Here is a 24,007-nt window from a genome sequence, read left to right as displayed (position 1 = left end):
AAACAAGAATGGAGGGCCAGGGCGCAGGGATTCGCGAATCACAAACTGACGCCAAGGGTCGGCATTGTCCCACAGGCAAAACACCCCTCGACTCCCAATAATGGGCAACGGCTGAAAAGCAATTTCTTACATTTATTCCAGGGGAGACTGATATGCGAATTCGCACGATTTTGCTGGTGGTGGGCATCCTGCTCCTGTCGGGTTTTGTCGCCCTCAACCTCGACGAGTTCACGCGCGTGAGCATGCTGAGCCTGGGCTTTACCACCGTGCAGGTGTCGCTGGGGCTGCTCATGCTGCTGTTGCTGGTGATCGCCACGGTGGTCTTCCTGGCCAGCACGCTCTATATACAAAGTACCCACCTGCTGGAAAGCCGCAAGTACGCGCGCGAACTCAATACCCAGCGCGAACTCGCCGACAAGGCCGAGGCCTCGCGCTTCACCGAACTGCGCAGCTACCTGGAGGTGCAGGCGCTGGCCGCGCAGCACCGCGAGGCCGCCGCGGCCACCGTGCTGGCCGAGCGCTTCGCCCAGCAGCAGCAGGCCTTGATGGCGCGGCTGGAACAGATGGACAACAGCATGGCGGCCACCGTGGGCCAGCTGGAAGACCAGCTTGAGCGGCGCAACGGCATCAGCAGCCTGCAAAAAGACCACCTGACCATGCCCCTGGTATGAGGGTGTGGTGGTGTAAGAAAGTCCGGCGTCCCGCGACCAACGGCTACCTGCGGCATCCACCCTCTCCGGGTGTGGTGCCCGCTCAACGCCATTGGAGACGCCCATGTCCATCCCTTCACCCTGGATCGCCGCCGCCCTGCTGACCGCCAGCTGCGGCGCCTTCGCCGCGCAAAACACCTGCAGCGCCACATCGGGGCCGGCGGTTACCCCGGTGATGGAGCTCTACACCTCCGAAGGTTGCAGTTCATGCCCGCCCGCCGACAAATGGCTGTCCTCGCTCAAGGGCTCGGGCATGGTGGTGCAGGCCTTTCACGTCGGTTACTGGGATTACATAGGCTGGGTGGATCGCTTCGCCGCGCCGGCCTACACCCGGCGCCAGCACGAGGTGGCCGACCGCAACGGCCTGCGCAGCGTCTACACCCCGCAGGCCGTGCTCAACGGCAAGGACCTGCCCGCCTGGGGGCCCAGGCCGCCCGGCGGCAAGGAACCGGCGCGCGCGGCCATCGTGCTGACACAACTGGGCACCGACCAGTTCGAAGCCGTGGTGACACCGGTGGCCGAGCGGCAGCTGTCCCCTTCGTGGGCAGCCTACTGGACCGTCACCGAACACGGCCACAACTCCAAGGTACAGGCCGGGGAAAACGCCGGCGCCTTCCTCAAGCACGATTTTGTGGTGCGCCAGTACACCCAGGCGGGTGAATACCCCGGCCAGGGCGCGACGCCGCAAAAGCTGGTCTTTCGCAGCATCGCCGCCACCCCCGGCCATGAGCGCCAGATCAACCTCGTGGTGTTCGACCCCAAAACCGGCAAGACCCTGCAGGCCGTGAGCCTGCAATGCCCGGTTTAGCAAAATTGAGGCTTGCCGCACAATGGCGGAATGGATCCCCGGCCCGCGCCCTCGCCCTATTCACTGCCACCCGGCCTGCGCGCGCCTGAGGCCGCCGACTACCTGGCACTGGGCGGCTGGGTCCGGGACGCCGACACCTGCCTGCGCTGGGCCGGACCCAAGCTGAAGTATCCGTTCAGGCCGGCACGGCTCTCGAAGTTGCTGGCCGAACCCGGCGCCAACAGCTTTGTGATGAGCCGTGGCCCGGCAGCCCCGGCCCTGGGTTTCGGGCAGTTCTGGGTGCGCGATCCCGGCGTGGCCCACCTGGCCCGCATCATCCTGGCGCCCACGGCACGCGGTCAGGGACTGGGGACCACGCTGTGCGAATTGCTGATGGCCGAAGCCGCGCGTGCCACCGGTGCCACCGCCTTCACGCTGCGCGTCTACCGCGACAACGACCCGGCACTGGCCATTTACGAGCGCCTGGGTTTTGCCGTGGTGCCCGACCTGTCGGACGCGCGGGTTTTTGCCATGCGCAAGGAGGGCCGGGCGCTTGGCTAAACTCCGTTGCATGCCTTCTTGCCGCCCCGCGCGCCTTTCTTTCGCATGATCTCCCTGTTCCTCAAATGCCTGCTGGGCGCGCTGGCCGTGCTGCTGATCGCCCTGCTGTCCCGTTCGCGCAACTTTGTCATTGCCGGCCTGGTGCCGCTGTTCCCCACCTTCGCGCTGATTGCGCACTACATGGTGGGCAGCGAGCGCAGCGCCGCCGATTTGCGCGCCACCGCGCTGTTCGGCCTGTGGTCGCTGATTCCCTATGCGACTTACCTGCTGGCGGTGTACTGGCTCAGCATACGCGCCTCGCTCACGGTGACGCTGGCAACCGCCACCCTGGCCTGGGCCGTGGCGGCCGGTGCGCTGCTGCTGGGATGGAGCCGCGCTTACCCCACGTCTTTCTGAGCCCAAGCCCGCGTGAACAAACTCAAAAAAATCCTGCGAAGCCTGCTGCTGGCCCCCGTGGCCCTGTTCCTGCTGTTCGAGGAATGGGGCTGGGAACCGCTGGCCGCCGCCTTCGCGGCGCTGGGCCGGTTGCCCTGGTGGGGACGGCTGGAGCGTTTCATCACCGGCCTGCCGCCCTGGGCCGCGCTGCTGGCCTTTGGCGTGCCCGTGCTGGCGCTGATTCCCATCAAGCTGCTGGCGCTGTACCTCTTTGGCCAGGGCCACATCACCGTCGGGCTGGGCTTGATTCTTGCAGCGAAGATCGCGGGAACGGCGATGGCGGCCCGCCTGTTCCAGCTGACGCAACCGGCGCTGATGCGCATGGCCTGGTTCGCGCGGCTTTATACACCCTGGAAGGCCTGGAAAGACAAGCTCATCGCGCAGGCCAGGGCTTCCTGGGCCTGGCGTGTGGCGCGCCGCCTGAAGACGCGGCTCAAGCTGGCGGGCGCCAGGCTGCTGGCGGCGCTGAAAGCCGCGTTTTCCGAAGGCTGAATTTCACTGAGATTTTTCGCACCATGCTCGATCTTTTCCAGACACCTCTGTATATACGCCTGTCCCCTTTTCGCCTGACGGTGCGCAACGTCAAAACCGGCACCTTTGTTTCCGAAGTACCCGAAATCGCCCTCTCGCGCGGACCCAAGCCCAAGGTTCTGGGCGCTGGCGATGAAGCGGCCTTGTACAAATCCAGCAAGTCGGCGCTGGTGCTCAACCCTTTCAGCCACCCTCGCTCGCTGATGTCCGACTTCACTGCGGGCGAGCAGGTGCTCAAGGCCTTTGTGAAAAAACTGCCCAAGGGTAGCGCCTTCGCCGCCTCGCCCCGCATGGTCTTCCATCCCCAGGGCGATCCGGCCGGCGGCTTCACCCAAATAGAGATACGGGCCCTGCACGAGATGGCCCTCGGTGCCGGCGCTTCGGAAGTCACGATCTGGCAGGGCCAGGACCTCACAGACGAGCAGGTACTGTCGCGCGACTACCCGCCCACGGGCCGGGTGCTGGAATGATGCAGCGCAGCATGGGTATTTGGCATGCGTCATACTGAAGGGTCTGCTAACGCCATTTATCCATCCCCCGCCCGCCTCCATGAACAAAACCTCGGTCGACAAGCACAAAATCAAATTCCTGCTGCTCGAGGGCATACACCCCTCCGCCGTGGAGGTTCTCAAGGCCGCGGGGTATTCCAATATTGAAAGCCTGTCCGGTGCCCTGCCGGACGACGAGCTCAAGGCCAAGATCGCCGACGTGCATTTTGTCGGCATACGCTCGCGCACCCAGCTCACGGCCGAAGTGTTCGCCCAGGCATCCAAGCTGGCTGCCGTCGGCTGCTTTTGCATAGGCACCAACCAGGTCGACCTCAACGCGGCCCGCGAGCGCGGCATCGCGGTGTTTAACGCACCCTACTCCAACACCCGCTCGGTGGCCGAGCTGGTGCTGGCCGAGGCGATTTTGCTGCTGCGCGGCGTGCCTGAAAAAAGCGCGGTCGCGCATCGCGGCGGCTGGCTCAAGTCGGCCGAGAACGCCTACGAGATTCGCGGCAAGACTTTAGGCATCGTCGGCTACGGCTCCATAGGCACGCAGCTCTCGGTGCTGGCTGAGGCCCTGGGCATGCATGTGGTGTTTTTCGACGTGGTGACCAAGCTGCCCCTGGGCAATGCGCGCCAGGTGGCCCAGCTCAAAGACCTGCTGGCCCAATCCGATGTGGTGAGCCTGCATGTGCCCGAAACCCAGGCCACGCAATGGATGATGGGCGCGGCCGAAATCGCCGCGATCAAGCCCGGCGGCGTGCTGATCAATGCCTCGCGCGGCACGGTGGTCGAGATCGAGCCACTGGCCGAAGCGCTGAAAAACAGGAAACTGCTGGGCGCCGCGATTGACGTCTTCCCCGTGGAGCCGCGCAGCAACAAGGACATCTTCGAATCGCCCCTGCGCGGCCTGGACAACGTGATCCTCACGCCGCACGTGGGCGGCTCCACCATGGAAGCGCAGGAAAACATCGGCATCGAAGTCGCCGAAAAACTCGTGAAGTACAGCGACAACGGCACCTCGACCTCATCCGTCAACTTCCCCGAGGTCGCGCTGCCGGCCCACCCCGGCAAGCACCGCCTGCTGCACATCCACCGCAATGTGCCCGGCGTGCTGTCGGAAATCAACAAGGTGTTCGCCAGCAACGGCATCAACATCGCCTCGCAGTATCTGCAGACGAATGAAGCCGTGGGCTACGTCGTGATCGACATCGACGCCGCGCACTCCGACATGGCGCTGGCCAAGCTGGCCGAGGTGCCCGGGACCATACGCAGCCGCGTTTTGTTCTGAGGCTTACTGCGCCGGCACCTGCAAACCCAGCAGGTTCGCCAGCGCGGCCGTCGGCAAGGCGCCTTCCTGCGCCACCACCGCACCGGTCTGCGCATGGGTGCCGACGATGCTGGGGATGGCGCTGAAACCCATGCGGGTCATCAGGGCGGTATTTTTGGCGACGGCGTCTTTTTGCGGGTCTATGCTGCTGGCGGCGCTGATGCCGCCCCGCCCCGCTTTCATGGAAGCTTCGTGTTCATCCATGGCGGCCACCGGGTCACCGGCGGCCAGCAAGGTGGCACCTTGCGAGGTGCTGGCGGCGTTCAGAAGGCCGACGGGAATCCAGACAAACCTGGCCTGTGACTTGAGCGGCTTGGCGGCCTCCCACAGCGCGGCGCAGTGCGGGCACTGCGCGTCAAAAAACACATAGACGGTGCGCTTGCTCATTTGCGAGCCGGCGGTAAACCCCTTGGCCTCGGCCGCGATGGCTTCCACCGAAACGGGTACCGCCGCCGCGGTTTTGGACGAGGAAGCCTCGGGGGCATCGTTGCAGCCGGCCAGTAGCAGGGTGGCGGCCATAAGCGCGGTGGCGAAAAATGGGGACAGGAGTTTGGGCATGGTGTCGGCCGTCTGTGAACGAAAGGCCAAGAATAGCCGAGCCAGCCTATTTCGACAGCAAATCGACCAATCCCCCCGCCAGCATGAAGAATTCCGGTGAGCGCAGCACCGACACATGGGTCGCGTTCATCGCATAGGTCACGCGGGTCTTGAAGCCGCGGGCCTGCAAGGCCCTGGCGTAGGTTTCGCTGAACAGGGGCAAGGTGTTCTCGTCCTTGTTGCCGACGACCAGGCTGATCGGCGTACCGGGCGACATTTTTACGGCCTCGGCCAGCGGCGAGAGGCTGGTCCAAACGCCGGTCTTGCCGGCCGAGCCGGCCCGCCATTGGCGCCAGGCGGGCACATCGCAAGGGCAGGCGGCCAGCAGGTAGGCGTCGGCGCTGCCCGGAAAACGGCTGGCCAGCAAAGCGGCCATGGCCGCGCCGCCCGAATGGCCGACCAGCAAAATCTTCTTGTCGAAGTTGAGTCTGCGCAGGTTGCCCAGCGCGCTGGCGACTATTTCGACATTCTCAGGCGTGTAGTCGTCATCGCCTGGTCCCGACTGGCCGTCGGACACACCCAACTCGCTGCGGTAGCCGGGCCGCTGGATGGCGATGGTGACGGCCTGAAGCTTTTCCGTCAGCATGGCGGTCGTACCGCTGTCGGCCTTCAATTCAATGCGCCCGCCGTTGTCGCCGTGCAGAAAGACCACCAGGACTTTGAACCTGGCACGCGCGGTCGGCGTTGAAAAGGTGGTGGCATCAGGCGCCAATCTGCGGATCACCACGCAGTGACGGCTGTCCCCTGCCCGCTCCCTCCCGTCGGCGAATTTCCCGTCGGGGCATTTCTCCACTTTCATCTGATCCGCCAGCGCGCTCGTCCCCGCCAAGCCAAACAGTAGCAGGCCCGCAAGGGCAGCGAGACTGTGGCGCATCAAGCGCCGCGCAGCGCGGCTTTCAGCTGCTGGCCGATCTCGGGCTTGTCGGCAAAGGGGTCTGTCGGGTTGCGCGCCTGCAGCACGTCTTCAAGGCGCGTCTGTACCGAATGGATGGCCTTGGGATGGCTGTAGATGTAGAACTGGTTGTTGGCGATGGCATCAAACACCAGCTGCGCCACGTCGGCCGCCGTGACCTTGCCGGAGCCCACGGCCTTGCCGGTCATGGCCTGCTGGATCATCTGGCTCTTGGTGGGCTTGCCCGCGGCCAGCTCGGCCGGGCGGTTGCGGTGGCTCATGCCTATGCCGGTGGCCACAAAGAAGGGGCACAGCACCGAAGCTCCGACTTGGTCAGTCACCAGACCCAGGTCCTGGTACAGGGTTTCGCTGAGGGCCACGACCGCATGCTTGCTGACGTTGTAGACACCCATGTTCGGTGGGTTCAGCAGGCCGGCCATGCTGGCGGTGTTGACGATGTGGCCTTGCCAGGACGGGTCCTTGGCGGCGGCTTCGAGCATCATGGGTGTGAAGATGCGCACGCCGTGCACCACACCCATGACGTTGACGCCCATCACCCATTCCCAGTCCTTGAGGCTGTTTTCCCAGATCAGGCCGCCCGCGCCCACGCCGGCGTTGTTGAAGACGAAGTGCGGCGCACCGAAGCGCTCGAACACGGCCTTGCCCATGGCTTCCATCTGATCGGCGCTGGAGACGTCGAGCTTGAAGGACAGCACCTGGGCGCCGGCGGCCTTCATTTCCGCTTCGGCCTTGTCCAGCGCGTCCTGCTGCACATCGACCAGCACCAGGTTCATGCCCAGTTTGGCGCCCAGGCGCGCGCATTCCAGGCCGAAGCCCGAGCCCGCGCCGGTCAGCACCGCGGTTTTGCCTTTGAAGTCCGTGATCATTGCGTGTCTTCCTTGATTGCGTGAATGGGAAAATTGTCCATGAGGCACGTCCTTGCGCGTGTCACCCAGGCAACTCAGGTCATTCGAGTCATTCAGGCCGCCCGCAGCATCTCGATATGCGGTATGCCGTCTTCGATATAGGGTTCGCCGTTCTGCACAAAGCCGTGCTGGTTGTAGAACTTCTCCAGCCGCGCCTGGGCGCCTATGCGTATGGCTTGCGGGCCCCACTGCGCTTGCAAACGTCCCACCGCCTCTTTCATCAGCACATGGCCGATTCCGCCGCCGCGCGCCGAGGCATGGGTGACCACACGGCCTATGCTGGCCTCGGCGAATTTCACGCCGGCGGCAAAGCAGCGCGCATACGCGGCCAGGCGGCCGTCCCGCACGCCCAGCAAATGCATGGCCTCGGTGTCGGAGCCATCCAGGTCCTGGAAGGCGCAGGCTTGCTCGAGCACAAAAACCTCGCTGCGCAGTTGCAGCAGTTCATACAGTTCCAGCGTGCTTAGCGCGCTGAAGGGCAGAAAACGCCAGGTGAGGATGCCGGTCATTCGGGGGTGGCGGCTTTCAGCGAATAGCCTATGCGCGGGAAATGCACATGCACCGTGCCCGCGCGCGGGTCGCTGCGGCGCAGCGTGTAGTGCATGCGGGTGGCGGCGATCAGTTCCCCTTCGGTGGGCTCGGGGCCGAAGCTTTCGCTGGTGATTCGTACCAGGGTACCCAGCGGGATGCCGTGCTCGTCCTGGAACAGGTCGTCATGCAGCGGCGCGGGGGTGGACGCGGCGGCCACCGCGATGGCGTCGGTGGAGCTGAGCTTTTCAGAACTGCCCTGGCCTATGGCGGCCATGCGGTCCATCCAGTCCAGCACGGCCGGCGTGAGCTTGAGAATGCCGGCGAGCACCGGGGTTTGCACCCGTGTGAACCACAGCGGGTGGTACATCGCGAAATCGGCGATGCAGGGCACTTCACCGAGCAGGAAGGGCCTGTCGTCCAGCATGTCGGAGATGCGCCGCAAATAAGACTTGTAGGCCGCCGCAGCATCGCCGGCGCGCAGGCGCGGCATGCCAAAGCTCATGGCTTTGCGGTCTTCGCCGAAGGCGCGCGCGGCTTCGGGCGGCGCTTTCTCGAAGATCTGCGCGATTCCCTTGGGCTGGCTGTTGTAGGCCATGGAGGTCCAGAACAGGGTGTTGTCCGCCCAGTGCGCCAGCGTGCGCGCCAGGCCCTTGCTGGGCTCTGGGTAAACCGAGGGTGTCGGCTGCAAATGTTCGAGCACATCGCTGATCAATGCGGTGTCGCAATAGATGTCGGCGCCTATCTGCAGAATGGGCGTCTTGCGGTAGCCGCCCGTGAGCGCCACCACGTCGGGCTTGGGCATGATCATCGGGATGATGACGGACTTCCATGCCAGGTTTTTGTAGCCCAACATCAGCCGCGTTTTTTCGGCGAAGGGCGATGTGGGGTAGTGGTGAAGAATCAGCTCACTCATGGGTGTCTCCGGGATTTTTTGTGGGATTAACGAGGCATGGCCCGCGCGATGATGGCGTCGAAATCGGTGCCGGCGCCTAGCGTGCCGAAGGACTGGCCCCAGTTGCCGGCCAGGCGGGAATCGCAAAAAGCGCCAAAGACCGCAGCGGGTGCCGTCTGCAGCAGTAGCGCGGCCTGCACCGCGAGCGCCACGTCCTGCGCCAGGCGGCGCGCCTCGATTTCGCTGGCCATTTCTTCAATGCGCGTGGGCAAGGCGGCGGCCAGCCTGTCCAGCGCCGGGTGCGCGCCTTTGGCGGCCGACAGTTCCTGCGCCAGCGCGGCCACGGCATCGGCCTTGCGCAGGGCGCGCAGCAAGTCCAGCGCCATGATGTTGCCCGCGCCTTCCCAGATCGAGTTGAGCGGCATTTCGCGGTAGACGCGGGCCATGATGCCTTCGCCGCCCTCCTCCACATAGCCGTTGCCGCCCAGGCATTCCATGGCCTCCTGCGCGAAGTGGCTGCCGCGCTTGCAGATCCAGAACTTGGCGACCGGCGTCAACAGGCGCGCCATGGCGGCCTCGTGGGCATCGCCCGGCCGGTCGAAGGCCCGCGCCAGGCGCAGGGCAAGCGCCGTGGCGGCTTCGGATTCAAGCGCGAGGTCGGCCAGCACATTGCGCATCAAGGGCTGCTCCACCAGCAGCTTGCCGAAGGCCTTGCGCTGGGAGGTGTGGTTCAACGCCAGGGCCAGCGCTTGCCGCATCAGGCCGCTGGTGCCCAGTGCGCAGTCAAGCCGCGTCATGGTGCCCATCTCCAGAATCTGCGGAATGCCGCGGCCTTCCTCCCCGACCAGCCAGGCCTGGGCGCCCTCGAACTCCACTTCGGAGCTGGCGTTGGCCTTGTTGCCGAGTTTGTCCTTCAGGCGCTGGATGCGGATCGCGTTGAGGCCGCCGTCCGGTAACACACGCGGCAGGAAAAAACAGCTCAGGCCGCTTTGGGTCTGGGCCAGCACCAGGAAGGCGTCGCACATGGGCGCCGAAAAAAACCATTTGTGGCCGGTAATGGCATAACGCTCGCCCCAGCCGTCGCGGCCCGAGGGCTCGGCCCGCGTGGTGTTGGCCCGCACGTCGGAGCCGCCCTGCTTTTCGGTCATGCCCATGCCCATGGTGAGGCCGGCCTTGGCCTGCCAGGGCTTGAGTTCGGCGTCGTAGGCGCGGCTGGCCAGTTTGGGGCCCCAGTCGGCGTAAATCGCCGTGTTGCCGCGCAGCGCGGGTGTGGCCGCATAGCTCATGGAAATGGGGCACAGGATGGAGGGCTCCAGCTCGGTAAAGAGCATGAAGCCTGCTGCGCGCCGGACATGGGCGGACGGTTCCTCACCGGTCCACGGCGTGCCATGCAAACCCGCACCCGTCGCCAGTTTCATAAGCACGTGGTAGCTCGGATGGAACTCCACTTGGTCCACACGCCGCCCAAAGCGGTCATGGCTGTGCAGCACCGGCCCATGCACATTGGCCAGGCGCGCATGGGTCTGCATGGCGCTGCTGCCCAGCGCGGCGCCCAGCTGGCCCAGTTCCGTGCTGTCCAGGCCAGGCGCGTTGAATTTCAACGCATCGCGCAGCGGCCGGTTGGTGGCCAGCAGGTTGTAGTCCGACAGCGGCGCGGGCTGGTTGAAGACCTCATGGGTGGGGTTCATCGCAAACCTCCTGCTGAGCTTGGCTTAAATCAGCTTGACGAGCTGCTTGCCGAAATTTTTTCCCTTGAGTAATCCGAGGAAGGCTTCGGGCGCCGACTCAATGCCCTGCGCCACGCTTTCACGCGGGCGCAGCTTGCCGGTGCCGACCAGCGTGCCGAGTTCTTTCAGGGCTTCGGGCCAGACTTCCATGTGCTCGGCCACGATAAAACCTTCAATCTTGAGGCGGCTGGTCAGGATCAGCGCCGGATGGGCCAGCGGCAAGGGCCGGCCGTCGTAGCCCGCGATCACGCCGCACAGCGCGATGCGGCCGAAGGCGTTCATGCGCGGCAGCACGGCGTCCAGCACCATGCCGCCCACGTTCTCGAAATAGCCGTCTATGCCGTCGGGGCAGGCATCACGCAAGGCCTTGGACAGCGAGGCCGCGTCGGCGTGCAGCTTGTAGTCTATGCAGGCGTCAAAGCCGAGTTCATCGACCGCGTACTTGCATTTATCGGGTCCACCCGCAATACCGACCGTGCGGCAGCCGCGGGCCTTGGACAGCGCGGCGAAGGCGCTGCCGACGGCGCCGGTGGCGGCACTGACCACCATGGTCTGGCCGGCTTTGGGCTCTATGATTTTGACCAGGCCGTACCAGGCAGTGACGCCGGGCATGCCGACCGCGCCCAGGTAGTGCGACAGCGGCACATGGGTGGTGTCCACCTTGCGCAGCGCGCCGGGCTGGTCGGCATTGACCACGCTGTATTGCTGCCAGCCGCCCATGCCGACGACCTTGTCGCCGGGCTGGAATTTGGGCGAGCGGCTTTCAACCACCTCACCGGCCGTGCCGCCAATCATGACCTGGCCCAGCGGCTGGGGCGCCGCATAACTTTTGCTGTCGTTCATGCGGCCGCGCATGTAAGGGTCCAGGCTCAGGTAGTGGTGGCGCACCAGCACCTGGCCGTCCTGCAGGGGCGGCGTGTCGCTGGAGACCAGCATGAAGTTGCTTGCGCTGGCTTCACCGGTGGGGCGGTTGTCGAGAAGGATTTGCTGGTTGATGGGCATGGGGGTCTCCTGTGAATAGTGTGTGCCGCGATTCAGGTCGCGGCGGGGGGCGTCAATCGGTGGAAATCGCGCCGCCGGGCGCATCCGCCGGGACGGCGGCGGGCTTGCGTTTGACGTATTTAAAGGTGCCGGTCGAATGCGCGCAGGCCTGGCCCAGCACATCGTATAACGTGGCTTCGGTAAAAGCCATGGTGGCGCTGCGGTGCATGAGCCGGCCCTTGGCTGTGAGCCGGCTACCGTCGCCGGGCGCCGGGCGCATGAAGCTGGTCTTCATTTCAATGGTGACCACACCCATGTCTTTTTGCACACTGCGCGCCGCCGTGGCCATGGTCACGTCCAGCAGCGTCATGATGGCGCCGCCGTGCGTCACGGCAAAAGAGTTGAGGTGCTCGGGTTGGGGCGTATAGCCTATGGCCGAGGCGCCGCCCGTGAACAGCTCCAGCTCAAAGCCCAGATGCCTGACGAAAGGAATGTCGGCGCCGAAGTCCATCAGCTCGTCCCAACCCTTCACCTGATCAACCACCTGTTACTACTGATACGCCGCCATCGACCGCCAGCCACTGGCCCGTGATGTGTTTGCCGGCATCGGAGGCGTAGAGTACGCACAGGCCCTTCAAGTCCTCGTCGTCGCCCAGGCGGCCCAGCGGCGCGTGCGAGGCGAGCTTTTCCTCGCCCAGCGCCTTGAGCGTGCCGACGGTCATCTTGCTCGGGAAAAAGCCTGGGCAGATGGCGTTGACGGTGATGTTGTACTTGCCCCATTCGCAGCCCAGCGCGCGCGTGAAATTGACGACGGCGCCCTTGGAGGTGTTGTAGGCCACGGTGGTCATCTCGCGCGGGTTGCCGCCCAGACCTGCGATGGAGGCCACATTGATGATGCGGCCGGACTTGCGCGCGATCATGCTGTGCTTGGCGATGTGCTGGCTCAGGATGAAATAGCCGCGAATGTTGAGGTTCATGACCTTGTCCCAGGCTTCGACCGGGTGGTCCTCGGCGGGCGCGCCCCAGGCGGCACCGGCGTTGTTGACCAGGATGTCGACATGGCCCAGGCGCTTGATGGCCTCGTCGGCCAGCGCGCGTATGTCTTCTTCTTTCGAGCAGTCGGCGGCGATCCAGTCGACGTCTATGCCGGCGGACTTGAGTTCAGCGGCGGACTCGATCAGGTCTTCGGCCTTGCGCGAGCTCAGGATGACTCTGGCGCCGGCCTCCCCCAGCGCCTGGGCCAGTTGCAGGCCCAGGCCGCGCGAGCCGCCGGTCACGAGGGCGGTCTTGCCTTTGAGGTCAAACAGTTGCTGGATGGTACGGGTCATGGAGGGTCTCCTGTGTGTGGTTCATGTTTGCCTGTCAGGCAGCGCTTGCGGCCTGGGGCTAGGGTCATGGGTTGGGAACAAGGGTGGTAATCAGGCGGCCGAGGCCGCGGTGTTTTCACTTGCGTGGGGACTTCGCCATGTTGGCACAACATCGCGCCTGTTGCAGCCCATGCTGTCGTGGCGGCGACTTCTGTGCGGCTTCCGCCGGGGCGGTGCTCACGACCCCACGTTGATGCGGGAGCGCACGTAGATCAGCAAAAAACCCACCGCCGCGATAATGCCGCCGCCAACCACCAGCGACCAGCCTATGGCGTCGTCCGTGCGCTGGACCGACAGGCCCAGCACCAGGGTCAGCAACCCGCCGTAGATCAGTATCCAGATCAGGGCCTGCAGGCGCGCCACGTTCTTGTTGGAAACAGGATCGGCGGACGGTTTGAAAAATGCCATTAAAAAGCCTCCTCGGGCAGCTCGGCGCAGGTCAGGTCGCGGCTTTCAACCACTTTGAGCCAGGCGTCGATCTTGGGTAACTCGTAATGATAAAAGTAGCGCATGGCCCCCATTCTTCCCGCATGCGGTGCATCCGGGGCTAATGAAAGGCTGGCCAGGGCTACGTCCAGCCACAGCCACGCCAGCACGGTGTGGCCGAAGGCCTGCATATAGGGTACCGCATTGGCCAAAGCCTCGCCGGGCTCACCCGTGGCCCATGCCGCCTTGGTGGCGCTGCCCACATGCTGCAGCGCCTTGCCCAGCGCATTGGCGTGCACCGCCAGCTCGGGCCGCTGTATGGCTTTTTCAATCGTGGCGTTGATGCGGGCGGCCAGCAGCTGCAGCCCCCTGCCCCCTTCCATCAGCACCTTGCGGCCCAGCAGGTCCATGGCCTGGATGCCGTGCGTGCCCTCGTGGATCATGTTCAGGCGGTTGTCGCGCCAATACTGCTCCACCGGGAAGTCGCGCGTGTAGCCATAGCCGCCGTGCACCTGGATGGCCAGGGAATTGGCCTCCAGGCACCATTCGCTGGGCCAGCTCTTGGCAATCGGCGTCAGCACCTCGAGCAGCAGGCGCGCATCATCGGCCGCTTGCGCCTCGGCCGTATGGTTCTCGTCGACCAGGCGCGCGCAGTACAGCTCCAGCGCCAGCGCGCCTTCGCAGTAGGCTTTTTGCGCCAGCAACATGCGCTTGACGTCGGCGTGCTCAATGATGCGGATCTGCGGCTGGGAGGCGTCCTTGCCGCCCACGCCGACAGGCCGGCCCTGCGGCCGGTTTTTGGCATAGTCGAGGCTCGCGTAATAGCCCGCCATGCCCAGCATGGTGGCGGCCGTGCCCACGCCTATGCGCGCCTCGTTCATCATGTGGAACATGCAGCGCAGGCCTTCATGCGGCTTGCCCACCAGGTAGCCGACAGCGCCGGCCTGGCCGTCCACCGGGTATTTGCCCTCGCCAAAATTGAGCAAGGTGTTGGTGGTGCCGCGCCAGCCCAGCTTGTGGTTCAGGCCTGCCAGCGCCACGTCGTTGCGTACGCCGGTGAGCTCGCCCTTGGTATTGACCATCTTCTTGGGCACGATGAACAGCGAGATGCCGCGCGTGCCGGCGATCAGCTTGCCGTCCGGCCCCGGTATCTTGGCCAGCACCAGGTGGATGATGTTGTCGGTCAGCTCATGCTCGCCGGCCGAAATCCACATCTTGTTTCCCTTGAGGCGGTAGCGCGCACCCAGCGGGTCGGCTTCAAAGCCTTCGCCGTCGGGCACGGCGCGCGTGGTGACGTCACTCAGCGAGGAGCCGGCCTGCGGCTCGGACAAACACATGGTGCCCGAAAAGCGGCCCGAGAATTCGTTTTTGGCGAACACTTCCTTTTGCAGCTCGGTGCCGTGCACCATCAGCAGGTTGGCATTGCCGGTGGTCAAAAGGCCCGAGCCTATGCTGACCGAGGCCATGGCAAAAAAAGCGTTGGCCGCGGCTTCGACGGTATAGGGCAGCTGCATGCCGCCGACTTCATAGTCCTGCGCGGCGCTGAGCATGCCGGAGGCTGCGTAGGCCTTTTGCGCGTCGTGCGTGGCCTGCGGAAGGATCACCTTTTCGCCGTCGAAATGCGGCTCCTGCGTGTCCACCGTGCGGTTGAAAGGCGCGTATTTCTCGCGCGCGATGCGCTCGCAGGTGTCGAAGACCGCGTCAAAAGTCTCGCGCGAATGGTCGGCGAAACGCGCGCGCTGGTTCAGCGATTCGGCGTCCAGCCAGTGGTACAGCAGGAAGTCCAGCGTGGGCCTGAGGCTCATGACGGCCTCCCCGGTACGCAGGCAGGCGGGAAGGCAGGAAACACCTGCCCTTTCTGAAGGAGCAGGGTTTCATCCATGGTGCTTGCCCGGTTTAGAGGACTTCGTAAATGCCGGCCGCGCCCATGCCACCGCCAATGCACATGGTCACACAGACGCGCTTGGCGCCGCGGCGTTTGCCTTCGATCAGCGCATGGCCCGTCAGGCGCTGGCCGGTCACGCCGTAGGGGTGGCCGACGGCGATCGCGCCGCCGTTGACATTGAGTTTGTCCATGGGAATGCCCAGCTTGTCGGCGCAGTACAGCACCTGCACGGCGAAGGCTTCATTGAGTTCCCAGAGGTCGATGTCGTCGATCTTCAGGCCCAGCTTGGCCAGCACCTTGGGGATTGCAAAGACCGGGCCTATGCCCATCTCGTCGGGTTCGCAGCCGGCAACCGCAAAACCGAGGAAGCGGCCCAGGGGCTTGAGGCCCTTCTTTTGCGCGACGGTTTCGCTCATGACGACCACGGCGCCGCCGCCGTCGGAGAACTGGCTGGCGTTGCCGGCCGCGATCACGCCGCCGGGGATGGCCGGCTTGATGCCGCTGATGCCTTCCTTGGTCGTGCCTTCGCGTATGCCTTCGTCCTTGCTGACGGTGACCTGTTTGGTCGTCAGGCCCATGACCTTGTCGGCCACGCCGGCTGTCACTGTGATGGGGGCAATTTCGGCTTCAAACAGGCCCGCGGCCTGCGCGGCCGTGGCCTTTTGCTGGCTCAGCGCGCCGTACTCGTCCATGCGGTCGCGCGAGATGTTGTAGCGCTTGGCGACCTGCTCGGCGGTCTGCAGCATGTTCCAGTAAATTTCGGGCTTGTTCTTGGCCAGCCAGGCTTCCTGCAGCATGTGGGTGTTCATTTCCTGCTGCACGCAGGAGATGCTTTCGACGCCGCCGGCCACATAGATGTCGGCTTCGCCGGCGATCACGCGCTGGGCCGCCAGGGCAATGGTCTGCAGGCCCGACGAGCAAAACCGGTTGACCGTCATGCCCGACACGGTGACGGGGCAACCGGCGCGCAGCGCGATCTGGCGCGCGATGTTGGCGCCGGTCGCGCCTTCGGGCGTGGCGCAGCCCATGATCACGTCATCGACCTCGCCGGCCTCGATGCCGGCGCGCTTGAGCGCGTGCTCGACGGCGTGGCCGCCCAGCGTGGCGCCGTGCGTCATGTTGAAAGAGCCCTTCCAGCTTTTGGCCAGGGGGGTGCGTGCGGTGGAAACAATGACTGCTGAGCTCATGAAATTCTCCGGAATCTGGGTGCGTTGATCTGTGCGGTGCGCTGGGTTCAGACGGTCGGGTTGAAGGTCTTGCCTTCAGCCGCGAGCTTGGCCAGCAGGGGCGCGGGCTTCCAGAATTTGGCGTCGTCCAGCGGGTTCTGGGCGAAGCGGTTCATGCTTTGCACCACGTTGAACAGGCCCAGCTGGTCGGCGTACAGCATGGGGCCGCCGCGATAGACGGGGAAGCCGTAGCCCATGATGTAGACCATGTCGATGTCGCTGGCCTTGGAGGCAATGCCCTCCTCCAGGATGTGCGCGGCCTCGTTGACCAGCGAGAACACCAGGCGCTGCACGATTTCCTCGTCGGAGATCTTGCGCGGCGTGATGCCCAGCGATTTGCGATGGTCTTCAATCATCTTGACGACTTCGGCGTTCGGGATGGCGTCACGTTTGCCGGGCACATAGTCGTACCAACCGGCACCCGTCTTCTGGCCGAAGCGGCCTTTCTCGCAGAGCAGGTCGGCGGTCTTGCTGTACTTCATGTCGGGCTTTTCGGTGTAGCGGCGCTTGCGGATGGCCCAGCCGATGTCGTTGCCGGCCAGGTCGCCCATGCGGAAGGGGCCCATTGCGAAACCGAATTTTTCGATGGCCTTGTCGACCTGCTCGGGCGTGCAGCCCTCGTCGAGCAGGAAACCGCCCTGGCGGCCGTACTGCTCGATCATGCGGTTGCCGATAAAGCCGTCGCACACGCCGGAGACCACGGCCGTCTTCTTGATTTTCTTGCCCACCGCCATCACGGTGGCCAGCACGTCCTTGCCGGTCTTGGCGCCGCGCACCACTTCGAGCAGCTTCATCACATTGGCGGGGCTGAAGAAATGCATGCCCACCACGTCCTGCGGGCGCTTGGTGAAGGCGGCGATCTGGTTGACGTCCAGCGTCGAGGTGTTGGAAGCCAGGATGGCGCCGGGCTTCATCACGCGGTCCAGCTCCTTGAAGACTTTTTCCTTCACGCCCATATCCTCGAACACGGCCTCGATCACCATGTCGGCGTCTTTCAGGTCGTCGTAGCTCAGCGTGGTGCTGAGCAGGCTCATGCGCTGCTCATACTTGTCCTGCTTGAGCTTGCCCTTTTTGACCTGGGCTTCGTAGTTTTTGCGGATGATGCCCAGGCCCTTGTCCAGCGCCTCCTGCTTCATCTCGAGAATCTTGACCGGAACGCCGGCGTTCAGGAAGTTCATGGCGATGCCACCGCCCATGGTGCCGGCGCCTATCACCGCAACGGAATTGATCTCGCGCTTGGGCGTGTCTTCCGGCACGTCGGGAATCTTGGAAGCGGCGCGCTCGGCCATGAAGATGTGACGCAGCGCGCGGCTTTCAGGCGTCCACATCAGGTTGATGAAGAACTCGCGCTCAAGCGCCATGCCTTCTTCGAATTTCTTCTTGGTGGCGGCTTCCACGGCGTCCACGCACTTGAGCGGCGCGGGGAAGTTCTTGGACATGCCCTTGACCATGTTGCGGGCGAACTGGAAGTAGGCGTCGCCGTTGGGGTGCTTGGCGCGCAGCTCACGCACCAGCGGCAGCGGCCGGGTGTCGGAAATCGACTGGGCAAAGGCCAGGGCTTCCTGAGCCAGCGATTCGGGCGAGGCGGCGAGCTTGTCAAACAGCTTCTGGCCGGGGATTTGCGCGAGCAATTCGCTCTTGACGGGCTCACCGCTCACGATCATGTTCAGGGCCGGCTCCACGCCGAGCACGCGCGGCAGGCGCTGCGTGCCGCCGGCGCCGGGCAGCAGGCCCAGCTTGACTTCGGGCAAGGCGATGTTGGTGCCGGGCGCGGCGATGCGGTAGTGGCAACCCAGGGCCAGTTCCAGGCCGCCGCCCATGCAGACGGTATGGATCGCGGCCACGACGGGCTTGGCGGAATTCTCAACGGCGCGGATCACGCTGAGCAGGTTGGGCTCGGTCAGCGCCTTGGGCGTGCCGAATTCCTTGATGTCGGCGCCGCCCGAGAAGGCCTTGCCGGCGCCTGTGATCACGATGGCCTTGACGGCCGCATCGGCATTGGCCTTTTGCAGGTTGTCGGTCAGGCTCAGGCGGGTGGCATGGCCCAGGCCGTTGACGGGCGGGTTGCTCAGCGTGATGAGCGCGACGGGGCCATGGACTTCGTAAAGAGTGGTCATTGCTGTGCTTCTTTCCTTGATGGGAGTTTCGGTTTTCAGTTGTCTCGGCTGGCGCTGCGGCCCTGCAAGCCCTGGTGGCGACACCAGCGGTCGCCCAAAAAAGTACGACCGTTCTTTTTCTATTGTAGGGGGCGTTTGTGACGACACAAGGCCCGGGTTGGGGTGTTTGGTCTATTTTTGTCCCTGCGGTGACAGGCCCGGGACAGTCCATACCATTTTTTACACCTCAAGCCACTCTTTGCGGATGTAGGCGTCGGCTCGCAGGCTGTCGGGTGTGCCGTCAAACACGATGCTGCCGTGGCCCATGACCAGCGCACGGTCGGAAATCTGCATGGCAATCGTCAGCTTCTGCTCGATCAGCAGGACCGAAATGCCTTTGGCCTTGAGCGTCTGCAGGTACTGGCCCACGAGTTCAACGATTTTGGGCGCCAGGCCTTCGGTGGGTTCGTCGATGATGATCAGGTCGGGGTCGCCCATCAGCGTGCGGCACAGCGTCAGCATTTGCTGCTCGCCGCCCGAGAGCACACCGGCCTCGGTATGCTGGCGTTCGCGCAGCCGGGGAAACATCTGGTACATGTCTTCAAACGACCAGCGCGAGCCCTTGCCGGATCCCTTCTGGCCCAGCAACAGGTTCTGGTGCACCGTGAGCTTGGGGAAGATGTCGCGGTTTTCGGGCACATAGCCTATGCCCAAGTGGGCGATCTGGTAGGCCTTCTTGCCGACGATCTCCTGCTTTTTCCAGAGTATGGAGCCTTGGCAGTCGACCAGGCCCATGATGGCCTTGGCGGTGGTGGAGCGGCCCGAGCCGTTGCGGCCCAGCAAGGCGACGATCTGGCCGGGCTGCACGTCGAAATGCACGCCGTGCAGCACATGGCTTTTGCCGTAGAAGGCGTGGAGGTTCTGGATATGCAGCATTCAGTGCCCTCCTGCTTGTGCGTCAGCTACGGATGAGCCGAGATACGCTTCCTGCACACGCTGGTCGGCGCGCACGGCCTCGGGCGTGTCGTAGGCAATGATTTCACCATACACCACCACCGCGATCTTGTCGGCCAGGCCGAAGACCACGCCCATGTCGTGCTCCACCGTCAGCAGAGTCTTGCCCACAGTGACTTCCTTGATCAGGTTGATAAAGCGGCTGGTCTCGGAGCGGCTCATGCCGGCCGTGGGCTCGTCCAGCAGGATGACGCTGGCGCCGCCGGCAATCGTGATACCGATTTCCAGCGCGCGCTGCTCGGCATAGGTCAAGTTGGTGGCCAGCACGTCGCGCTTCTTGTCGAGCTTGATCATGGCCATCAACTCCTCGGCGCGCTGGTTGGCATCGTCCAGATCGGCCAGAAAGCGGAAGAAGGTGTATTTGTAGCCCAGACTCCACAGCACGCCGCAGCGCAGGTTTTCGAACACGCTGAGCTTGGGGAAGATGTTGGTGATCTGAAAGCTGCGCGACAGGCCCAGCCTGTTGATCTCAAACGGCTTCTTGCCGTCTATGCGTTGGCCGTTGAGCAACACCTCACCACTCGTGGGCTCAAAGCGCCCGCTGATGAGGTTGAACAGCGTGGACTTGCCCGCGCCGTTGGGGCCGATGATGGCGACACGTTCGCCGGCCTGCACCTTCAGGTTGGCGCCGCGGATGATCTCGGTCTTGCCGAAGTTTTTCCGCAAATCCTTCAGTTCAAGCGAACAGGTGATTGCACTCACAACAGTTCCCTCCGCTTGATTTCTTTTTCAATGTCATCCTGGATCTGGCTCCATTGCGTGAGGAATTGCCGGCGCGTGAGTTCAAACAACCCAAGGCCGGTGGCAAGCACAAAGCCCGCACCCAGCCAGCTGTTGAGGCTGGTGGCATTGAGCCGCACGCCCATAAAACCAAGCTCGGGGCCCAGGGCCGCGTTGAGCTGCAGGTGGTAAACCATCTCGACCATGGCGGCCGCGCCGGCCAGCGCGGTGAAAGCCGTCACGGCCAGGCCCAGGTAGCCGACCCACAACTCCCTGAGCTTGCCGAAGGCGGCCACGCGCAAATTCATCATGATCAGGCTGGCGATGCCGCCGGGCGCATACATCACCATAAACAAAAAGATCAGGCCCACATACAGCAGCCAGGCCATGGTCAGCTCCGACAGCAGGATCAGCGCCACCACCAGCAGGCCGGCACCAATGATGGGGCCGAAGAAAAAGGTCGCCCCGCCCAGGAAGGTGAACAGCAGCAGGCTGCCCGAGCGCAGGCTGCTCACGACTTCAGCCGTGACGATTTCCGAGTTGATGGCCGCCAGCCCACCGCCTATGCCGGCAAAGAAGCCGGCGATGATGAAGGCGTAGTAGCGCACGCGCTGCGTGTTGTAGCCTATGAACTCCACGCGCTCGGGGTTGTCGCGCACGGCGTTCAGGATGCGCCCCAGTGGCGTGCGCGTGAAGGCGAACATCGCGGCGGTGCAGATAAAGCAGTAAAACGCGATCAGGTAATAGACCTGGATCTGCGGGCCGAAGCTGATACCGAACACCGGCTTGCCGTAAGCCCGGTTGGTGGTGATGCCGCCCTCCCCGCCGAAGAACTCAGGGAACATCAGCGACATGGCGAACACCAGCTCGCCCACGCCCAGCGTGATCATGGCAAAGGTGGTGCCGGCCTTTTTGGTGGTGACATAGCCGAGCAGCGCCGCGAAGAACAGGCCCGACAGGCCGCCCACCAGCGGGATCAGCGACAGCGGGATATAGAACGAGCCCTTGCCGGCCAGGTTCATCGCATGCACGGCCAGGAAGGAGCCCAGCCCGGCATAGACCGCATGGCCGAAACTGAGCATGCCGCCCTGCCCCAGCAGGATGTTGTAGCTCAGGCAGATGATGACCAGATAGCCGGCCTGCGACAGCATGGTCAGCGCCAGGCTGCTCTTGAACATCAGCGGCGCGGCGATCAGCAGCAGCGCGTACAGCGTCCACAGCAGCCAGCGGCCGACGTTATAGGGTTTGAATTGGTAGTACGGGGTGGACATGTGCTGTTGCCTTAACCTTCCCGCGTACCAAGCAAGCCCTTGGGCCTGAAGATCAGGATCAGCACCAGGAACAGGAACGGCAATATCGGCCCCACCTGCGAAATTGTGAGCTTGAGCAGCGGGTAGCCGAAGGTCTCGGGCGTCACCCGGTAGTTAAAGTGGGCCAGCAAGGTCATCAGCGACTGGTCCATCTGCACCGCGAAGGTCTGTATCAGGCCTATCAGCAGCGAGGCCAGGAAGGCGCCGCTCAGCGAGCCCATGCCGCCCACCACCACGACCACAAAGATGATGGCGCCCACCGAGCCGGCCATGGCGGGCTCGGTGATGAAGGTGTTGCCGCCTATGACGCCGGCCAGGCCGGCGAGCGCCGCGCCGCCGCCAAAAACCAGCATGAAGACACGCGGCACGTTGTGGCCGAGCGCCTCCACCGTTTCGGGATGGGTGAGCGCGGCCTGGATCACCAGGCCTATGCGGGTGCGTGTGAGCAGCAGCCAGATGCCGGCCAGCATGGCCAGCGAGATGAACATGATGAAGGCGCGCGATTTCGGGAAGTTGGTGCCGAACACCGTGAACAGCGGGCCTTGCAGGCCTTCGGGCAGCACGTAGTTGACGGCTGAGCGGCCCCAGACCAGTTGCACCAGCTCCAGCAGCAGGTAGGACAGCCCGAAGGTCACCAGCAGTTCGGGCACATGGCCGAACTTGTGCACCTTGCGCAGGCAAAAGCGCTCGAAGGCCGCGCCCATGGCAAACACCAGCAGCGGCGCCACCAGCAGCGACCACCAAAAGCCTATGACCTGCGAGGTGCTGTAGGCGATATAGGCGCCGACCATGTAGAAGGACGCGTGCGCGAAATTGAGCACGCCCATCATGCTGAAGATCAGCGTCAGGCCGGAACTGAGCATGAACAGCAGCAAGCCGTAGCTGAGGCCGTTGAGCATCGCGATGGTGAAGGATTCCAGATTCATCGATAAGCGCCTGTTGCAATAAAAGCCGGATGAAAAAAAGGCCCGAACTCGGATCGGGCCTGGGTCCGTCAGCGGGACGCCGGTGTCATCCCGGGCGCTTCATCTGGCACGAAGTGGGCGTGCTGGCCACATAGGGCTCATAGTATTTGACCGGCACAAAGGTGTAGCCCGTATTCTCGGCATCGTAGGGGTATTTGCCGCCGGCTTTTTCCCATTTGTCGATGTAAAGCCCCTGCTGCAGCTGGTGGTCGGTCTTGCGCATCTCGACGTCGCCGTTAAAGCTCTTGAAGCGCAGGCCTTCCATGGCCTTGGCCACCACGGCCGGCTCGGTCGACTTGGTCTGGGCCATGGCTTCGGTCAGGATGGTGAAGGCGTGGAAGATCGCGCCGGTGTAGAAGTCGTCGTTGAACTTCTTTTTGTAGTCGGCCTGGATCTGCTGGATCTCGCCGCCCATGTTGAGGTGGTTGTAGGCCACCATGTAGACGCGCCCGGCCGAGCCCGCGCCCAGCGCGGTCGGCGTGCCGGTGACGCCGGCATAGTAGGTATAGAACTTGACGTTGTTCAGGCCCGCCTCGTTGGCGGCTTTGACCAGCAGCGAAAGGTCCGAGCCCCAGTTGCCGGTGATCACGGTATCGGCGCCCGACTGCTTGATCTTGGCGATGTAGGGCGCGAAGTCGCGCACCTGGGCCAGCGGGTGCAGGTCTTCGCCGACGATCTGGATGTCGGGGCGCTTGGATGCAAGGTTGGCTTTGGCGAACTTGGCGACCTGCTGGCCGTGCGAGTAGTTCTGGTTGATCAGGTAGACCTTCTTGATGTCCGGCTGCTCCTTCATGAAGGCAGTCAGTGCCTCCATCTTCATGGAGGTGTCGGCATCCAGACGGAAGTGCCAGTACTCGCACTTGCTGTTGGTCAGGTCAGGGTCCACCGCGGCGTAGTTGAGGTAGACGACTTCCTTGCCCGGATTGCGTTCGTTGTACTTGGACAGTGCGTCCATGATGGCCAGCGCCGGGCCGGAGCCGTTGCCCTGCACGATGTAGCGAGCGCCCTGGTCGATGGCGGACTTCAGCGCGTTGGTGGTTTCCTGCGGGCTGAGCTTGTTGTCGATGCCGATGATTTCAAACTTCACGCCGGCCTTGTTCTTTTTGCTGAACTGCTCGGCCAGGAACTGAAAGCCCTTGAGCTGGTTGGTGCCGACCGCCGCCATCAGGCCGGACAGCGGGTCCAGCCAGGCGATCTTGACGGTCTGGTTCAGGTTCACGGAGCCGCCGGCAGCGGGCGAGGCGACGGCCGCTTTGGCCGGAGCGGCGGCCTTGGCTGGCGCCTGGGCCAGTGTCATGCCGCTGTAAAACATGGCGGACACCGCCAGGGCGACGCCTGCATGCCGCGCGAAAAATCGGGTTTGGGTTGTCATCCCTTGTCTCCTGAAAATTTATGAATGTGCGAACGAAACCTGACGGGAACCGGCAAAGGTTAGGTTAATTAATGCTGCACTGCGTCAGGGAATGCCCTAGCGCTATGTCACGGATGTGACCCCCACGCTTCTCGCTTCACGTAGTGCGCTGCCCCCGAGGGGCCGCTGCGCCTGCGGCCCGGCAAAGCCGGTTCCGCGGCCCCTGCTTGGTTTGAATACCGGCCGCGCTTTTTTTCCA

General features: G+C 63.9%; 25 protein-coding genes. 7 read left to right on the top strand and 18 right to left on the bottom strand.

Features of this window, described 5'->3' with window-relative positions:
- Positions 1–152: 152 nt before the first annotated feature.
- The 7 genes from ACEN8I_RS09300 to serA all read left to right on the top strand — a co-directional run bounded on the left by ACEN8I_RS09300 (position 153) and on the right by serA (position 4,803).
- The gene (locus tag ACEN8I_RS09300; RefSeq protein WP_413328090.1) at positions 153–671 is read left to right on the top strand and encodes a hypothetical protein; all 519 of its coding nucleotides are present in this window, start codon (positions 153–155) and stop codon (positions 669–671) included.
- 103 nt (positions 672–774) lie between these two features.
- Positions 775–1,518 (top strand): DUF1223 domain-containing protein, encoded by a 744-nt coding sequence (locus tag ACEN8I_RS09295; protein ID WP_413328089.1) that lies wholly within the window; start codon positions 775–777, stop codon positions 1,516–1,518.
- Between the two features lie 30 nt (positions 1,519–1,548).
- A complete protein-coding gene (locus ACEN8I_RS09290) occupies positions 1,549–2,058 on the top strand; it encodes a GNAT family N-acetyltransferase (protein ID WP_413328088.1) in 510 nt (169 codons plus the stop codon).
- Between the two features lie 45 nt (positions 2,059–2,103).
- Positions 2,104–2,454, top strand: a complete 351-nt coding sequence (locus tag ACEN8I_RS09285; protein ID WP_413328087.1) for a GlpM family protein — start codon at positions 2,104–2,106, stop codon at positions 2,452–2,454.
- A gap of 12 nt (positions 2,455–2,466) precedes the next feature.
- Positions 2,467–2,985: a hypothetical protein gene (locus tag ACEN8I_RS09280; RefSeq protein ID WP_413328085.1), complete on the top strand. Its 519-nt coding sequence runs from the start codon at positions 2,467–2,469 to the stop codon at positions 2,983–2,985.
- A gap of 23 nt (positions 2,986–3,008) precedes the next feature.
- Positions 3,009–3,494, top strand: coding sequence for a rod shape-determining protein (locus ACEN8I_RS09275; RefSeq protein WP_413328084.1), 486 nt, complete (start codon positions 3,009–3,011; stop codon positions 3,492–3,494).
- Between the two features lie 79 nt (positions 3,495–3,573).
- A complete protein-coding gene (gene serA / locus ACEN8I_RS09270) occupies positions 3,574–4,803 on the top strand; it encodes a phosphoglycerate dehydrogenase (protein ID WP_413328083.1) in 1,230 nt (409 codons plus the stop codon).
- 3 nt (positions 4,804–4,806) lie between these two features.
- Here the strand turns inward: serA and ACEN8I_RS09265 are convergent, their stop codons facing one another.
- The 18 genes from ACEN8I_RS09265 to ACEN8I_RS09180 all read right to left on the bottom strand — a co-directional run bounded on the left by ACEN8I_RS09265 (position 4,807) and on the right by ACEN8I_RS09180 (position 23,769).
- Complete coding sequence (locus ACEN8I_RS09265) at positions 4,807–5,400, bottom strand: thioredoxin fold domain-containing protein (protein WP_413328082.1); 594 nt, start codon at positions 5,398–5,400, stop codon at positions 4,807–4,809.
- A 46-nt stretch (positions 5,401–5,446) separates the two neighbouring features.
- On the bottom strand, positions 5,447–6,238 hold the full coding sequence (locus tag ACEN8I_RS09260) for an alpha/beta fold hydrolase (RefSeq protein WP_413328081.1): 792 nt from the start codon (positions 6,236–6,238) through the stop codon (positions 5,447–5,449).
- Between the two features lie 74 nt (positions 6,239–6,312).
- Entirely contained in the window at positions 6,313–7,218 is a 906-nt protein-coding gene (locus ACEN8I_RS09255; protein WP_413328080.1) for an SDR family oxidoreductase, read from the bottom strand.
- A 92-nt stretch (positions 7,219–7,310) separates the two neighbouring features.
- Complete coding sequence (locus ACEN8I_RS09250; RefSeq protein ID WP_413328079.1) at positions 7,311–7,766, bottom strand: GNAT family N-acetyltransferase; 456 nt, start codon at positions 7,764–7,766, stop codon at positions 7,311–7,313.
- A complete protein-coding gene (locus ACEN8I_RS09245; protein ID WP_413328077.1) occupies positions 7,763–8,701 on the bottom strand; it encodes a glutathione S-transferase family protein in 939 nt (312 codons plus the stop codon). Before ACEN8I_RS09245 ends, ACEN8I_RS09250 begins: the two co-directional genes overlap by 4 nt.
- 26 nt (positions 8,702–8,727) lie before the next feature.
- Complete coding sequence (locus ACEN8I_RS09240; protein WP_413328076.1) at positions 8,728–10,368, bottom strand: isovaleryl-CoA dehydrogenase; 1,641 nt, start codon at positions 10,366–10,368, stop codon at positions 8,728–8,730.
- A 24-nt stretch (positions 10,369–10,392) separates the two neighbouring features.
- Positions 10,393–11,409, bottom strand: coding sequence for an NADP-dependent oxidoreductase (locus ACEN8I_RS09235; protein ID WP_413328075.1), 1,017 nt, complete (start codon positions 11,407–11,409; stop codon positions 10,393–10,395).
- A gap of 52 nt (positions 11,410–11,461) precedes the next feature.
- Positions 11,462–11,899 (bottom strand): PaaI family thioesterase, encoded by a 438-nt coding sequence (locus ACEN8I_RS09230; protein ID WP_413328191.1) that lies wholly within the window; start codon positions 11,897–11,899, stop codon positions 11,462–11,464.
- Between the two features lie 25 nt (positions 11,900–11,924).
- Positions 11,925–12,716, bottom strand: a complete 792-nt coding sequence (locus ACEN8I_RS09225) for an SDR family oxidoreductase (RefSeq protein ID WP_413328074.1) — start codon at positions 12,714–12,716, stop codon at positions 11,925–11,927.
- Positions 12,717–12,932: 216 nt separating this feature from the next.
- Complete coding sequence (locus tag ACEN8I_RS09220; protein ID WP_413328073.1) at positions 12,933–13,163, bottom strand: hypothetical protein; 231 nt, start codon at positions 13,161–13,163, stop codon at positions 12,933–12,935.
- Positions 13,163–14,986 (bottom strand): acyl-CoA dehydrogenase, encoded by a 1,824-nt coding sequence (locus ACEN8I_RS09215; RefSeq protein WP_413328071.1) that lies wholly within the window; start codon positions 14,984–14,986, stop codon positions 13,163–13,165. Before ACEN8I_RS09215 ends, ACEN8I_RS09220 begins: the two co-directional genes overlap by 1 nt.
- Positions 14,987–15,077: 91 nt before the next feature.
- Complete coding sequence (locus ACEN8I_RS09210; protein WP_413328070.1) at positions 15,078–16,253, bottom strand: acetyl-CoA C-acyltransferase; 1,176 nt, start codon at positions 16,251–16,253, stop codon at positions 15,078–15,080.
- Positions 16,254–16,300: 47 nt separating this feature from the next.
- Positions 16,301–18,409 carry a 3-hydroxyacyl-CoA dehydrogenase NAD-binding domain-containing protein gene (locus ACEN8I_RS09205; RefSeq protein ID WP_413328069.1) on the bottom strand — a complete coding sequence of 703 codons (2,109 nt, stop codon included), beginning with the start codon at positions 18,407–18,409 and terminating at the stop codon, positions 16,301–16,303.
- A 219-nt stretch (positions 18,410–18,628) separates the two neighbouring features.
- The gene (locus ACEN8I_RS09200; RefSeq protein WP_413328067.1) at positions 18,629–19,324 is read right to left on the bottom strand and encodes an ABC transporter ATP-binding protein; all 696 of its coding nucleotides are present in this window, start codon (positions 19,322–19,324) and stop codon (positions 18,629–18,631) included.
- Entirely contained in the window at positions 19,325–20,104 is a 780-nt protein-coding gene (locus ACEN8I_RS09195) for an ABC transporter ATP-binding protein (RefSeq protein ID WP_413328066.1), read from the bottom strand.
- Positions 20,101–21,393 (bottom strand): branched-chain amino acid ABC transporter permease, encoded by a 1,293-nt coding sequence (locus ACEN8I_RS09190; RefSeq protein ID WP_413328064.1) that lies wholly within the window; start codon positions 21,391–21,393, stop codon positions 20,101–20,103. The genes ACEN8I_RS09195 and ACEN8I_RS09190 overlap by 4 nt, the downstream gene beginning before the upstream one ends.
- Before the next feature lie 11 nt (positions 21,394–21,404).
- Positions 21,405–22,358: a branched-chain amino acid ABC transporter permease gene (locus ACEN8I_RS09185; protein WP_413328063.1), complete on the bottom strand. Its 954-nt coding sequence runs from the start codon at positions 22,356–22,358 to the stop codon at positions 21,405–21,407.
- 85 nt (positions 22,359–22,443) lie between these two features.
- Positions 22,444–23,769 (bottom strand): branched-chain amino acid ABC transporter substrate-binding protein, encoded by a 1,326-nt coding sequence (locus tag ACEN8I_RS09180; protein WP_413328062.1) that lies wholly within the window; start codon positions 23,767–23,769, stop codon positions 22,444–22,446.
- Between the last annotated feature and the right edge of the window lie 238 nt (positions 23,770–24,007).

Source organism: Polaromonas sp. CT11-55 (genome assembly GCF_047303325.1).
Taxonomy (GTDB): Bacteria; Pseudomonadota; Gammaproteobacteria; order Burkholderiales; family Burkholderiaceae_C; genus Polaromonas.
The sequence above is the reverse complement of the archived record's forward strand: the minus strand, read 5'-3'. Positions and strand labels throughout refer to the sequence as shown.